The sequence below is a fragment of the Streptomyces sp. NPDC101225 genome (assembly GCF_044767585.1).
Classification (GTDB): Bacteria; Actinomycetota; Actinomycetes; order Streptomycetales; family Streptomycetaceae; genus Streptomyces.
On sequence record NZ_JBIWOE010000001.1, the window covers coordinates 203,017 to 216,674 of the forward strand.

Consider the following 13,658-nt stretch of genomic DNA (forward strand, 5'->3'; position numbering starts at 1 on the left):
GGCTACGGTCGCGGTGTCCGCCCGCGCTTGCGCGCCCGCGGCAGGTACACGTCCGAGCGGCCCGGCACGACCCGGTTGCAGAGGCTGCCGAGGCGCTCCACACTCAGCGTGACCTCGTCGCCCGGCGTGAGCGGCGGCGGCGTGCGCTCACCGAGGCGGCCCCAGAACTCCGCCAGGGCGCCCCAGCCGCACGTGCCCGAGCCGAGGATGTCGCCGGGCCGCACCCAGGCGTCACGCGCCGCGTAGGCGACCATCTCCTCGAAGGTCCAGGACATGTTGGCGAGGGTGTCGCGGCCGATCGGCTCGCCGTTGAGGGCGACGGTCATCTCCAGGTCGAGGAAGCCGTCGGCGTCCCGCCGGTCCTCCACCTCGTCCGCGGTGACCAGGTACGGGCCGAGCGTGTTGGCGAAGTCCTTGCCCTTGGAGAAGCCGAGGCCGAGGGTCTTCTCCGGCTTCTGCAGGTCGCGGGCCGACCAGTCGTTGAAGACCAGGTAGCCGGCGATGTGCTCGCGGGCCTGCTCGGGCGTGAGGTCGCGCCCGGCCCGCCCGACGACGGCGCCCACCTCCAGCTCGAAGTCGAGCACCGAGCAGCCCGCCGGGACGGGCACGTCGTCGTGGGCGCCGTAGGCCGCGTGCGGGTTGGTGAAGTAGAAGTTGGGTGCCCGGTACCACTCCTCGGGCACGTGCTCCAGCCCGTCGAGGGACTTGGACACCCCCTCGATGTGCGCCTCGAAGCCGACGAAGTCGCGGATGGACGGCGGCCGGAGCGGCGGCAGCAGCCGAACCCGGTCCACGGTGAGGTCGCTGTACCGGTCGAGGGCGTCGATCCCCGCCGCGTACAGCACCTCCTGCTCGACCAGCGCGAGCAGCGTGACCCCCTCGGGCAGCGGATGGATCACGCCGTCCCGCACCGCCCCGGCGCGCTCCTCGCCCTCGAACTCGTATGTCGCGAAACGCATGGCTCACTGCTCCCAGTGGTTGGTGTTGGTGACGGTGTCCGCGCTCAGATGGCCCGCGAACAGGCCCTTGGGGTCGCGGACGGCGCGGATCTCCCCCAGCCGCCGCCACTGCTCGTCGCCCATGAACCTCAGCTGCCGGACGGTGAAGTCGGAGTCCCCGAGGTACTGCCCGGCCGTCACCGGCTGCATCGCGGCCGTCGCCTCGTCCAGCCAGGCGCGCAGTTCCGCGTCGCGCCCGGGCCGGTCGTGCACGACGTAGGTGGCGCAGTAGATCTCGGACTGCAACGAGAAGGCCATGTCGGGCAGTTCACGCAGCGGGGCCATGGAGAACCAGATGGTGAAGGTCTGCCGGGTGGGGTGCTCGGTGAACGCCTTGCGGATGGCCGGTACCACCCGCTCGGCCGGTCCGGTCAGCCAGGCGTTGTCGACCAGGTAGCGGTGACCCTCCGGGTTGGCGGTGCGCTGGCCCGCCAACTGGGCGGCGATCGTGGTGGGTTCGGCCTCGATGCGGAACAGGGCCCGGTCCGCGTACGGGTTGGCGTGCAGCGGTGCCAGCGCCCGGGCCGCCTGTTCGGGCGTGTCCGTCATCGACACTCCGGTGACCAGCAGGACCGGCTCGTCGTGGCCGGGCGGTGTCTGGGTGAGGGCGACGATCTCCACCAGGTCCGAGACCGTGTGGTGCATACCGTGCAGCCAGGTCATGACCTCGTCGAAGAGGCCGAGCGGATACGCGTGCACCGTGTGCGCCAGATGCCCGGGCAGCGGGCGGGTGCGCAGGTGGAAGCGGGTGACCACGCCGAAGAAGCCGGGCCCGGCGCCCCGCGCCGCCCAGAACAGGTCGCTGTTCTGCCCCTCGTCCGCGCGCACCAGCTCGCCCTCGGCGGTGACGACGTCGATCGCCACGACGTTCTCCGCCGCCCAGCCCCAGCCGCGCGCGTTCCATCCCTGGCCGCCCTGGAGCAGGAAGCCGCCGATGCCCACGGAGGGGCAGTGCCCGCCGTTGAAGAACCGGCCGAACTCGCCCAGATACGGGTTGAGTTCGTCCCCGCCCTTGATGCTCGGCGTCGCCGTGACGATCCGGGTCCGCGGGTCGTAGGCCATCTCGCGGAAGTCGCCGAGGTCGATCAGCAGCGCGTCCCGCCGCAGCGACCAGGCGGCCCAGCTGTGCCCGCCGGAGCGGACGGCGACCTGCCAGCCCCGCTCCAGCGCCAGCCGTACGCCCTCGACGACGTCCCGCTCCGTGCGTGCCTTCAGCACGGCTGCCGGTGAACGGTCCGACGGGCGGCGGGCGTTGAAGATCCGGCCGAAGCACGCCTGCGCGAAGTCCTCGTCGCCGGGGAGATGGAGGGTGCCGAGGAAGCGGTTGCTGTTCATCTGTTCCGTACTCACTTGATCGCGATGGGGTTGACGGGGGCGCCCACCGCTCCGGTGACCGGGAGCGGGGCGGCGACCAGCAGGAACTCGTGGACGCCGTCGGCCGCGCAGTCCTCGGCCAGCGCCTCCAGGTCCCACATCTCGCCCAGCGGGAGGCCCATGTTGGGGATCGCGATCTGGTGGAGCGGGGACATCGCGGGCTCGGCGAACTCGTACGGCCGCACCTCCAGCCCCCAGGTGTCGGAGGCAATCGCGGCGATCTCGGTGCGGTGCAGCCAGTCCAGGGTGGTGAAGGAGAGCCCGGGCGCGTCGCCGGCGGCGTACGTGCCCCACCCGCCCGACCGCCGTACCCGGCCGATCTGGCCGGTCCGGATCAGGACGAGATCGCCGCGCCGGACGCCGGAGGTGGCGCCCTGCGCCTCGATCGTGGCGCGCAGGTGCTCCTCCAGGACGGGGAATCCGTCGGGGAGTTCACCGTGCTCGTCGCCGACCGCGCGGCCCACGTCGAGCAGCACGCCGCGGCCGGTGAAGGCGTCCCGCATGTGCTCGATGCCGGTGACCGAGTCGCCGTCACCGTTCACGATGGTGCACGGGCGGCCGTTCCACGCCTGCTTGTTGTCGTAGATGTGGCCCAGGCCGTCCCACTGGGTGGAGGCCTGCAGCGGCATCACGATGTGGTCGTCCGCCCCGCCGAAGCCGTGCGGGAAGCCCTGGGTGCCGGCCGCCGCGTCGGAGCCGGTGTCCTTCATGTAGTGCACCGGGTTGATGCGGCCGCGGAATCCGCGCTGCGGCCCCGACTCGTTGAACTCCAGCGACAGGGAGAAGGACCGGCCCCGCCGGACCAGCCCGGCCGCGTGCGCCCGTATCGCGTCGTCGATGAAGTTGAGCGTGCCGAGCACGTCGTCCTCGCCCCAGCGGCCCCAGTTGCGGTAGGCGGCGCGGGCCTTGGCGAGCTCTTCCTCGATGGGACCCAGGGTCATCGGACACGTCCTTTCCGGAGCAGGTCGAGGGCGTTGCCGCCGGCGATCGCGGCGCGGTCGGCCGGGGCGAGCCCGGCGGCGTCCAGCCGGGCCACCGGGTCGTCGACGCCCATGTCGAAGGGGTGGTCGGTGCCGAGCACGACCCGGTCGGAGCCCACCTCCTCGACCAGGTGGCGCAGGGCGCGCGGGGTGTAGACGAGGGCGTCGAACCACATCCGGCGCAGATAGCTGCTCGGCGGGTGTGCGCAGCCGCGCGCGTCCTCGCGCATCCGCCAGGCGTGGTCCAAGCGGCCGATGCAGGTGGGCAGGCAGCCGCCGCCGTGCGCGGCCACGAGCTTGAGGTCCGGGCAGCGGTCCAGGACCCCGCCGAAGATGAGACGGGACAGCGCGACGGTCGTCTCGACCGGCTGGCCGACGGTGTTGCCGAGGTAGTGCTCGGCCAGCCGCTCGCCGAGCGAGCAGCCCCACGGGTGGACGAAGACGACCGCACCCAACTCCGCTGCCTTCAGCCAGAGTTCGTCGTGGCGGGGATCGGCCAGTTCCCGCCCGGCGACGGTCGTCGAGACGCTGATCCCGGACAGCCCGTGCTCGGTGACCGCCTGCTCCAGCAGGGCCACCGCGAGGTCGGGGTGCTGCAGCGGCACCGTGCCCAGGCCGTACAGCCGCTCGGGCGCCTCGGCGCAGTGTGCGGCCACCGCCTGGTTGACGGTCCGGGCGAGGCGGACGGCGAGGTCCGGCTCCGCCCAGTAGTGGTGCATCGGCATCGGGCCGACCACCTGGATACCCACGCCCATCGCGTCGAGGTCGGCCAGGCGTTCGCCGACGTCCGTCAACTTCCCGGCGAGGCGCTGGAGTTGTAGCCGGTTGGCGGCCAGCGAGGCGGGGGAGTGGGCGCGCTGCTCGGCGGCCAGCTCCGCGGCGAACCCCGGCGTGCCGGCCACCAGGGCGTCGGCCGCCGGGACGGCCAGGTGGCCGTGGAAGTCGACGACGGGCGCGCTCATGCGGCCGCCGTCAGCGACTGGAGCGTCTCCGACATGATGCGGGCCGGGTCCGCGCCGGGCGTGCCCGGGTGGATCTCCCACTCGGCCAGCTGGAGGGAGTTGCGCAGGACCATGCGCACCCGCGGCAGCCGCCGGGACATGAAGTGCTCCAGGGCCCGCTCCAACGGATCGCTCCCGGTGGCCAGTTCGGCCAGCAGCACCGCGTCCTCCAGGCACATCGCCGCGCCCTGCGCGATCAGCGGCGGGCAGGCGTGGGCGGCGTCGCCGACGACCACCGTGCGGCCGCGGTGCCAGGGTCCGTCGATCAGCACGGTCTCGATCCAGCGGTGGTCGACGGCGGTGTCCTCGGGCAGCGAGGCGATGATCTTGCCCCAGCTGCCCCGGTAGCCGGCGCCCCGCTCGCGCAGCAGCTCCAGCGGGGCACGCGGCCCGATCAGCGAGGTGTCGAGGTTCTCGTCGAGCAGATAGGCGTAGCACCGGTCGGCGGAGATCGGGCTGTAGCCGGCCTTGTAGCGGGGGCCGCCGTAGTAGACCTCGGCGCAGTCCATCTCGGCCGGCCGCTCGCCCACCACCCGGAAGATCGACATGCCGACCGGGCTCGGCCGGGCGGTGATGCCGATCAGCTCCCGCATCGCGGAGTTGATGCCGTCGGCGCCGGCCACCAGGTCGTAGCGTCCCGAGGTTCCGTCGGTGAAGGTCACGTCCACGTGCCCGGGCCACTGGTCGAGGCCGGCGACGGTCAGCCCGAGCCGGACCCGGACGCCGTGCGCGTGCACCGCGTCGCAGAGCGCGTCCTGCAGGTCCGAGCGGAGCGCCCCCGCCGTGGCGGGCAGGTCCGCGCCGCCGGTGCGCGGAGTGGGCAGGTCCGTGATCAGGCCGCCGTCCGCGTGGCGCAGCCGCATGTGGTCGAACGGCACGGCACGGTGCAGCACCCGGTCCAGCACGCCCACCGAGCGCAGCGCCTTCAGCGCGTTTCCCTGGAGGGTGATGCCATGTCCCACCCCGAACCACTGGGGGGAGATCTCGACGAGGTCGACCTCGGCGCCGCGCTGGGCGAGCGCGAGGGACAGCACGCTTCCGGTGATGCCGCCGCCGACGACGAGCACCTTGTGTACGGGCATGGGCGATCCTTGCGAACGTAGAAGAACGTGAAAGAACGTGGGAGAACGTGGGAGAAGGAGACGGACAGCGGCCGGAGGTCAGCCGGGGAAGCGCGGTCCGAGCTCGCGGTAGTGCTCCACGGCCGGCGGTTCGGCGAAGAAGGGCCCGACCAGCTCCCGCCAGCGCCCGAAGCGCGCGGACCCGCGGAAGTGGGCCGTGTGCGCCTCGACCGACTCCCAGCCGACCAGCAGCAGGAAGGCCCGCGGCCGCTCCTCGCAGCGCAGCAACTCGGCCCAGCGGAAACCGTCGGCCTCGGCGAGCACCTCGCGGGCCGTGCCGAAGACCTCCTGGAACTCGTCCTCCCGGCCGGCCGCCACGGTCAACTGGGCGTGCTCGACTACCACGTCGTACTCCTCGGGGTGGGGTCCTTCGAGCCTGATCGGCGGCCGGTGCGCGGTCAACGGATCGAGGCATCGGCATGGGGGACGTCATCCATCCCGTACGGCGATGCCATCGCCACCCGGCCGGGCCGCGCGTTCGACGAGGTCAGCGCCGCGACGGGCCGCCGATGGCAGGCATCGCCAACGACCATTTCCGCCGGCCCGCGCGGCTGCCTAGCGTCGACGGTGAGCCCACCATCCGTACGAGGAGAGCCGCCCGTGCCCGCATCACCACCGACCCACGCCGGACCCTTCGCCCTCGGCACCTTCAGCACCGGCGCGGGCGTCTTCCCCGGCCTGGTCGCCGGCAGCCGTGTGCGCGACCTGTCCGGCCAGGTGCCGTCCGTCCGCGCCCTCGTCGACGACTGGGACACCTGGCTGCCCCGTCTGCACGGCCTCGCGGCCTCGGCCGACGGCACCTGGCACGAGCTGGCCGCGCTGCACGTCCTGGCCCCGGTCGAGCCGGGGCAGATCCTGCAGAGCGGCGCCAACTACCGCAAGCACGTGGTGGATCTGGTGGCCGCCGAGAAGGAGAGCGTGCACGGGGCCACCCCGAGGGAGGCACGCGCCGACGCCGAGCGGATGATGGACGAGCGCATCCGCAGCGGTGTGCCCTACGTCTTCCTCGGCTCGCCGCGGGCGATGTGCGGCCCGTACGACGACATCGTGCTCCCCGAGCTCGGCGAACAGCACGACTGGGAGCTCGAACTCGCCCTCGTCATCGGCAGGACCGGCCGGAACATTCCGGCCGGGGAGGCGATGGCGTACGTCGCCGCCTACACCGTCTGCAACGACCTCACCACCCGTGACCGCCTCTACCGGCCCGACCTGAACGCCGTCGGCACCGACTGGTTCACCGCCAAGAACGCCGACACCTTCCTGCCGACCGGGCCCTTCCTGGTCCCGGCCGCCTTCGCCGGCGACCCCGGTGACCTGCGGATCACCCTGCGCCACAACGGAGTCGTACGCCAGGACGAGTCCACCAAGGACATGATCTTCGGCATTCCGCGGCTCATCGCCTACGCCTCCACGACCACCACCCTGCGCCCCGGGGACCTCCTGCTCACCGGCTCCCCGGCCGGCAACGGCGCGCACTGGGGCCTGTTCCTGAAGCCCGGAGACGTCGTCGAGTCGGAGATCACCGGCCTCGGCCACCAGCGCAACACCGTCAGGAGCCTTGCATGAGCTTCCAGCCCATCACCCATCTGCGCCATGTCGACCTGGCCGTACCGGACTTCGGCACCCAGCGGTCCTTCTTCTCCACCACCTGGGGCCTGACCGAGGTCGCCGACGACAGCGGCATCGCGTTCTTCGCCGCCGAGGGCAGTCCCGAGCAGTACGTCGTGCGCATCCGCCAGGACGAGCGCAAGCGCATGGACCTGGTGGCCTTCGGGGCCGTCTCACCGGCCGCCGTCGACGAACTGGCGGTGCGGCTGGGCCGCGCGGCGATCCGCATCGTCCACGAACCCAGGGCGCTGGACACCCCGGGCGGCGGCTACGGCTTCCGCTTCTTCGACCCGGACGGGCGCGTCGTGGAGGTGTCGGCGGACGTCGGGACCCGCACGCACCGCAGGATCGATGAGCGCGAGGCCGTCCCCGTGCGGCTCTCGCACTGCGTCGTCAACTCCCAGGACCCGGAGGGGCTGCGGGACTTCTACGTCGAGCACCTCGGCCTCCGGCTGACCGACACCCTGTACTCCACGCACCTGGGCGACCTCATGTACTTCCTGCGGTGCAGCCCGCTGCACCACTCCTTCGCCATCGCGCGCGGGCCCCATGCCTCCCTGCACCACGCCTCCTTCGAGATGCGCGGTGTGGAGGAGTACATGCGCGGCACGGGCCGGGCGCTGCGAGCCGGGACGCGCCTGACCTGGGGTCCCGGACGGCACCTGGCGGGGGACAACACCTTCGCCTACTTCCACGATCCGCACGGCAACACCGTCGAGTACACCACCGAGCTCGCCGTGCTGGAGGAGGACGTGTGGCACCCGGGCCGGCACGACGTCGACGACCCGGTCACCCAGGACCAGTGGGGCACCGCCGACCCGATGAGCGAGTCGGTCGCCAAGGAGCAGTTCAACGACCCCGACGTGGTCTTCGAAGCGCCTCCCGTCTGATCCGACTCCCCCGAGAAAGGCCGCAGTTGTGGCAGAGATCCTGAAGCATGCCGTGCCGAAGGCCGAGGTGACCGCCTCCCTCGACCAGGTCCGCTCCACCGTGGCGGAGGTGATCGCGGACATCCGTGAGCGCGGCGACGTGGCCGTGCGCGCGTACTCCGAGAAGTTCGACCGGTGGAGCCCCGGCTCCTTCCGGCTGAGCGACGAGGAGGTCGGGAAGATCGTCGCGTCGGTGCCCCAGCAGGTCTTCGACGACATCCGCTTCGTGCAGGAGCAGGTGCGTACCTTCGCCCGCCACCAGCTCGACTCGCTGGGCGAGTTCGAGGTGGAGACGCTGCCGGGCGTGAAGCTCGGCCAGAAGCACGTCCCCGTGCAGGCCGCGGGCGCCTACATCCCGGGCGGGCGCTACCCGCTCACCGCCTCCGCCCATATGACCATCGTGACCGCCAAGGTGGCGGGCGTGCCGCGGGTGGTCGCCTGCACCCCGCCCATCCACGGCGAGATCCCGGCCGCGACGGTCGCCGCGATGCATCTCGCGGGCGCCGACGAGATCTGGCTGCTCGGCGGGGTCCAGGCGGTCGCGGCGATGGCCGTCGGCACCGGCTCCATGCGGCCGGTGAACCTGATCGCCGGGCCCGGCAACGCCTATGTCGCCGAGGCCAAGCGGCAGTTGTTCGGCGAGATCGGCATCGACCTGTTCGCCGGGCCCACCGAGATCCTCGTCCTCGCCGACGAGGACGCCGACCCCTTCGTCTGCGCCGTCGACCTGCTCTCCCAGGCCGAGCACGGCCCCGACTCGCCGGCCGTGCTCATCACCACCTCCCGCGAGGTCGCCGAGAAGACCCTCGCCGAGGTCGAGCGCATCCTGCCCGGGATGCCGACCCGCGACTTCGCGGAACCCGCCTGGCGCGACCACGGCCAGGTGCACGTCGTCGACACGGTCGACGAACTGTACGCGCTGGCCGACGCGTTCGCCTTCGAGCACGTGGAGGTGCTGACCGCCGAGCCGCGCCTGGCACTGGAGCGGATGACCCAGTACGGCGCCCTGTTCCTGGGCGAGGGCACCTGCGTCTCCTTCGGCGACAAGGTGATCGGCACCAATCACGTGCTGCCGACGCGCGGCGCGGCCCGCTACACCGGTGGCCTGTGGGTGGGCAAGTACCTCAAGACCGTCACCTACCAGGAGGTCACCGACACCGACGCGCAGGCCCTGCTCGGCAGACTGTGCGGGCGGGCCGCACGCGTCGAGCTGTTCGAGGGCCACGCGCGCTCCGGTGACGTCCGCGCGGCCAGGGCCGCCGGTGACGAGCTGCCCTGGAACACCGCGTGACCCTGGCGGGGCGCACGGCGCTGGTCACCGGCGGCGGAGGACCACTGGGCAGCGCCTTCGCCCTGGCGCTCGCGAAGGCCGGGGCCCGGGTGATCCTGGTCGGCCGGAACGGGCAGGCCCTCGCCGAGGCGGCGGCGAAGGTGGGCGACGCGGCACACACGGCCGTCTGCGACGTCTCCGATCCCGCGGCCGTGCGGGTGCTCGCCGCCGAACTCGCCGACGAGGACGTATCGTTGCTGGTCAACAACGCGGGCGTCGCGGGACCGGTCCGGCCCCTCGTGGACGTCGAACCGGACGAGTGGGACGACGTGTTCGCCGTCAACGTGCGCGGCGTCTACCTCATGTGCCGGGCCTTTCTGCCCCCGATGATCGCGGCAGGCCGGGGCGACGTCGTCAACATCGCCTCGGTCAGCGGCAAACGACCGCTGCTCGACCGGACGCCGTACACCGCCTCCAAGATGGCGCTGCTCGGTCTGACCCGGACACTGGCCGGGGAGGTCGGCCCGCGGGGCGTCGCGGTCAACTCCCTTTCACCCGGGCCGGTGCGGGGGCCGCGCATGGACCGCAACTTCCGCCTGACGGCCGAACTGACCGGTTGCACCGCCGAGCAGGCGGAACGCGACTTCGCCTCCCGGGCCGCCCTCGGCCGGCTGGTGGAGGAGGACGAGGTCGCCCGGGCACTCGTCGCGATGCTCGCGATGCCGGCCCTGTGCGGAGCGGACATCGACCTGTCGGCGGGGATGATCGCGCCCGCGTAGCCACACGGGGAGAACGGCGGGGCGGACGGCGCGCAGGCCGTTCGCCCCGCCGTCGTGCGCACGGTGCGGCACCCACTGTGACCACTCTGTGTGATCACCATGAAGTGGGCCGCCCGATCCGAGGCATCGGGTCATGAGATGCGTGTGTGCGCTGCCTGTCCCGGGTTGACCAAGGCTGATTCACTCCGGTCTGCGCACCTGAGGTGCCTTCGCCGCCCCGCTCCGGGCGGGCGGCTCGTGACGCTGCGCGATCGCGCACTCCACCCGTGGAAAGGCCTGCCATGACGCTGACTTCCCGACGCTCGTTCCTGATCGCCGGTACCGCCACGGCGACGGCCGTGCTCCTGCCGGCCGCCTCCGCCACCGCCACCCCGTCGGCATCGGCGTCCGCCCCGTCCTCCGCCACGAGGATCGCGGTCGGCGCGGGGGAGACGTACGAACTCGCCGCCACCACCAGGGTGAGCGAACTGACCGTCGCCGACGGCGGCAGGATCGTCGCACCGGACGGCCACGACATCAGCCTGACCGTGAACGGCGTGGAGACCGGCCAGGCGCTCACCGCGACCGGCGCCACCGCGACCCTGATCCAGGCCGGCACCTACCGCGGGGACGTCGTCCTCACCGTCGCCGAGTCCCACGACGTCACCTACGAGACGCTCACCTTCCCCTTCCGGCAGGCGCTCTACGTCGGCTCCGGCGGCGTGGACTCCGCCAGGTCCGTGCTCTGCGCCGTGCGCGGCGGCAGGGTCTCCGACACCTCCGCACGGAACGTGTCGATCACCTCCACCGGCGAGTGCTTCAACGGCGTCTACGTCGAGAGCGGCGCCTACACCCTGCAGGCCCCTGTCATCTCCCTGACGGGCAACGGCCGTTCGGACTTCGCGGGCTACGGCGCGGCCGTGGTCGGCGACGGCTCCTCGACCAGGCTGGTGGTGGACGGCGCCCGGATCGACAACAAGGGTGTCGTACGCACCACCGTCATCGCCGGCGGCGGCGCCAACGTCCTCGTCAAGGACTCCGTGCTGCGCGCCCGCAACGGCGTCCTGCCCTCCGACTACCAGGCCACCGTCGAGACGCCGTACATGGAGTCCGTGCCCTGGATGCTCGGCCTCGACGGCAACGTCCGCGCCACCAACCTCATCGGCAGGAACAGCGCGGCCACCTATCTCAACTCCACCGTCTTCTCCGAGACATGGGGAGCCCTGTCGGTCGAGGGCGGCAGCGGCCTGAAGCTGTCCGCCGTCAACTGCCACGTCGGCAACACCGGTGACTACGGCTACGGCACCTACGCCATCGGCGACGCCACCGTGCGGGTGCTGGGCTCCCGCTTCGACGTCGGCTCCTACGCCACGATCATCGCCGGCCCGGCGGCCGTCGTGCACTACGGCGACAGCACCCGCGACGCCGTCGCCGCGCTCAGCACCGAACTGGACCTCGGCCTGTCGCACGCCGAGCTGAGGAGCATCCCGGTCCGCAGCACGGTCGTGAACTCGGGCCACTTCGGCTACATGTTCTTCGGCGCCGGCACACTCACCCTCGACGGCGGCACCGTCGTCAACTCCGAGCGGGCCACCTTCCTCAACAAGGGCCAGCAGACCACGATCAGCGTCGACGGCTCCCAGGGCGCCCGCCTCGACCCGCGCGACGGCGTCATCCTGCAGATGATCGAACTCGACGACCCGGGGCCGGTCGACGTCGACGGCAGGATGATGAACGTCGGCGTCTACACCGAGCCCACCACCGACCCCACGAAGGACTCCTCCTTCGACACCACGGCGGTCCACACCACCGACGGCGCCGCCACGTTCACCTCCATCGTGCTCAGGGGCGACTTCTACAACGGCATGCGCACCGGCAGGAACATGGTGCTGACCTTCGAGGACTCCACCGTCGAGGGCGTCATCTCCGCGACGAGGACCCAGCACCGGGTGCCCCGCATCGACGCGTCCACCTTCTACGAGCTGGGCATCGTGACCAACACGGTTCAGGCCGCCGTCAACAACGGCGCCGTCGTCAGGCTGAAGAGCGGCTCGGCCTGGACGGTCACCGGCACCTCGCACCTGACCGCCCTCACCCTCGCCGCCGACGCCGCCGTACGGGCGCCGCGCGGCAGGTCGGTGACGATGACCGTGGACGGCAGCCCGACGGCCGTCACACCCGGCGAGAGCTACACGGGCGCGATCACCCTCACCGTGGCGTGAGGCGAGGAAGGTGACGTCCGGGGCGTGACGTTCAGGAGGCGGAGGCGGACCGTGCCTCCGCCTCCTTGACGATCTCGTCGAACCGCGCTCCCATCTCCGCGGCCAGCGCCTGCGCGCCCGACAGCGGCCGGACCATGACCATGAGTTCGCAGATCAGGCCGTCCTCGTTCAGGCGGATGAAGTCGCAGCCCGTCAGCTCGCGGCCGCCGACCCGGGCGGTGAAGACCAGGGCGTGGTCGCGGCCGTCGTCCCCGGCGAGCTCACGCTCGTAGCGGAAGTCCTGGAACACCTGCGAGACCGCGCGCAGGATCGCGGCGGTGATCGCCTTGCCCGGATACGGCTTGAAGACCACCGGGCTGGTGAAGACGACGTCCTCGGCCAGCAGCGCCTCCACGGCGTCCATGTCTCCGGCCTCGACCGCCGCACGGAACGCTCGCATCGGATCACCTCATTGGTCAATTAGTGGAGTAGGTGTGGATGAGACTAATCAGCGGACGGCCGGGTGTCCACCGCCGAGGACCGGCGCGCTGGCTAAGCTGACGGCGATGTTCAGTCCCGAAGGCCCCAGCCTGCGCGAGCTCGCCGTCCAGGCGCTCTCGTCCGTCGAGCACGGCTACGACCTGCTCGCCCCGAAGTTCGACCACACCCCCTTCCGGACCCCGGGACCGGTGCTCGACGCCTGCGCCTCGGCGCTGGCCCGCACGGGTCCCTTCGACGCCGGTCTCGACCTGGCCTGCGGCACCGGGGCGGGGGTCGACGTCCTTGCGCGGATGTGCCGGCGCAGTGCCACCGGGATCGACTTCAGCGCGGGCATGCTCGACGTGGCACGACGGACCGCACGGCCGCCGGAGCCCGCGGTCTCCTGGGTCCGCGGCGACGTCCGGGCGCTGCCGTTCGCGCCCGGCACCTTCGACCTGGTGGTGAGCTTCGGGGCGTTCGGGCACTTCCTGCCCCGCGAACTGCCGGGCCTGTTCGCGCAGGTGAACTCCGTGCTCCGGCCGGGCGGCAGGTTCGCCTTCCCCGTGCTCGCCCCGCCCCGGCCCACGTCGCCCGCGTACTGGACGCTGCTGGGTTTCGACCTGGTCATGCGGGTGCGCAACGCCGTATGGCGGCCCCCGTTCGTCATGTACTACCGCGCTTTCCGGCTCGGCGAGGTGGCGCGGGAGCTGGAGCGGGCGGGATTCGGCGTGCACCTCGCGACGCTGCCGGAGTTCGGGCGCCGCGGCGACGGCAGCCCACGTGCGCGCATGGTCGTGGCCGTGAGCCGGAAGGCCCGGCCGGTTCCGGCCTGACGCGGTCCGGCCTGACGCGATGCGGCCGGAACCGGACCCGTGCGATCCGGCTGGAACCGGACCCGTGCGATCCGGCCGGAGGCCGCGAGGTCGCCACCCCGCCCG

At 72.1% G+C, this 13,658-nt stretch carries 13 protein-coding genes; 6 read left to right on the forward strand and 7 right to left on the reverse strand.

Going from position 1 to position 13,658, the window contains the following annotated elements:
* Window positions 1–2: 2 nt before the first annotated feature.
* From ACIRPX_RS00930 to ACIRPX_RS00955, 6 genes are all read right to left on the reverse strand, one after another.
* A complete protein-coding gene (locus ACIRPX_RS00930) occupies window positions 3–959 on the reverse strand; it encodes a fumarylacetoacetate hydrolase family protein (RefSeq protein WP_404187123.1) in 957 nt (318 codons plus the stop codon).
* A 3-nt stretch (window positions 960–962) separates the two neighbouring features.
* Window positions 963–2,333, reverse strand: coding sequence for an FAD-binding oxidoreductase (locus ACIRPX_RS00935; protein ID WP_404187489.1), 1,371 nt, complete (start codon window positions 2,331–2,333; stop codon window positions 963–965).
* Between the two features lie 11 nt (window positions 2,334–2,344).
* Window positions 2,345–3,313, reverse strand: a complete 969-nt coding sequence (locus ACIRPX_RS00940; protein WP_404187124.1) for a cyclase family protein — start codon at window positions 3,311–3,313, stop codon at window positions 2,345–2,347.
* Entirely contained in the window at window positions 3,310–4,314 is a 1,005-nt protein-coding gene (locus ACIRPX_RS00945; RefSeq protein WP_404187125.1) for an amidohydrolase family protein, read from the reverse strand. Before ACIRPX_RS00945 ends, ACIRPX_RS00940 begins: the two co-directional genes overlap by 4 nt.
* Window positions 4,311–5,435 carry an FAD-dependent monooxygenase gene (locus ACIRPX_RS00950; protein ID WP_404187126.1) on the reverse strand — a complete coding sequence of 375 codons (1,125 nt, stop codon included), beginning with the start codon at window positions 5,433–5,435 and terminating at the stop codon, window positions 4,311–4,313. The genes ACIRPX_RS00945 and ACIRPX_RS00950 overlap by 4 nt, the downstream gene beginning before the upstream one ends.
* Window positions 5,436–5,513: 78 nt before the next feature.
* Window positions 5,514–5,819, reverse strand: a complete 306-nt coding sequence (locus ACIRPX_RS00955; RefSeq protein WP_404187127.1) for an antibiotic biosynthesis monooxygenase family protein — start codon at window positions 5,817–5,819, stop codon at window positions 5,514–5,516.
* A 255-nt stretch (window positions 5,820–6,074) separates the two neighbouring features.
* Here ACIRPX_RS00955 and ACIRPX_RS00960 point away from each other — a divergent pair, with 255 nt between their 5' ends.
* The 5 genes from ACIRPX_RS00960 (at window position 6,075) to ACIRPX_RS00980 (ending at window position 12,261) form a co-directional block, all read left to right on the forward strand.
* Window positions 6,075–7,040, forward strand: a complete 966-nt coding sequence (locus ACIRPX_RS00960) for a fumarylacetoacetate hydrolase family protein (RefSeq protein WP_404187128.1) — start codon at window positions 6,075–6,077, stop codon at window positions 7,038–7,040.
* Entirely contained in the window at window positions 7,037–7,972 is a 936-nt protein-coding gene (locus ACIRPX_RS00965; RefSeq protein WP_404187129.1) for a VOC family protein, read from the forward strand. The genes ACIRPX_RS00960 and ACIRPX_RS00965 overlap by 4 nt, the downstream gene beginning before the upstream one ends.
* A gap of 28 nt (window positions 7,973–8,000) precedes the next feature.
* On the forward strand, window positions 8,001–9,302 hold the full coding sequence (hisD, locus tag ACIRPX_RS00970) for a histidinol dehydrogenase (protein ID WP_404187130.1): 1,302 nt from the start codon (window positions 8,001–8,003) through the stop codon (window positions 9,300–9,302).
* Window positions 9,299–10,060 (forward strand): SDR family NAD(P)-dependent oxidoreductase, encoded by a 762-nt coding sequence (locus tag ACIRPX_RS00975; RefSeq protein ID WP_404187131.1) that lies wholly within the window; start codon window positions 9,299–9,301, stop codon window positions 10,058–10,060. Before hisD ends, ACIRPX_RS00975 begins: the two co-directional genes overlap by 4 nt.
* A gap of 281 nt (window positions 10,061–10,341) precedes the next feature.
* Entirely contained in the window at window positions 10,342–12,261 is a 1,920-nt protein-coding gene (locus ACIRPX_RS00980) for a hypothetical protein (protein WP_404187132.1), read from the forward strand.
* A 31-nt stretch (window positions 12,262–12,292) separates the two neighbouring features.
* Here ACIRPX_RS00980 and ACIRPX_RS00985 read toward each other — a convergent pair whose 3' ends face one another.
* Window positions 12,293–12,700: a nuclear transport factor 2 family protein gene (locus ACIRPX_RS00985; RefSeq protein ID WP_404187133.1), complete on the reverse strand. Its 408-nt coding sequence runs from the start codon at window positions 12,698–12,700 to the stop codon at window positions 12,293–12,295.
* A 106-nt stretch (window positions 12,701–12,806) separates the two neighbouring features.
* Here ACIRPX_RS00985 and ACIRPX_RS00990 point away from each other — a divergent pair, with 106 nt between their 5' ends.
* Window positions 12,807–13,553, forward strand: coding sequence for a methyltransferase domain-containing protein (locus ACIRPX_RS00990; RefSeq protein WP_404187134.1), 747 nt, complete (start codon window positions 12,807–12,809; stop codon window positions 13,551–13,553).
* Window positions 13,554–13,658 lie beyond the last annotated feature (105 nt).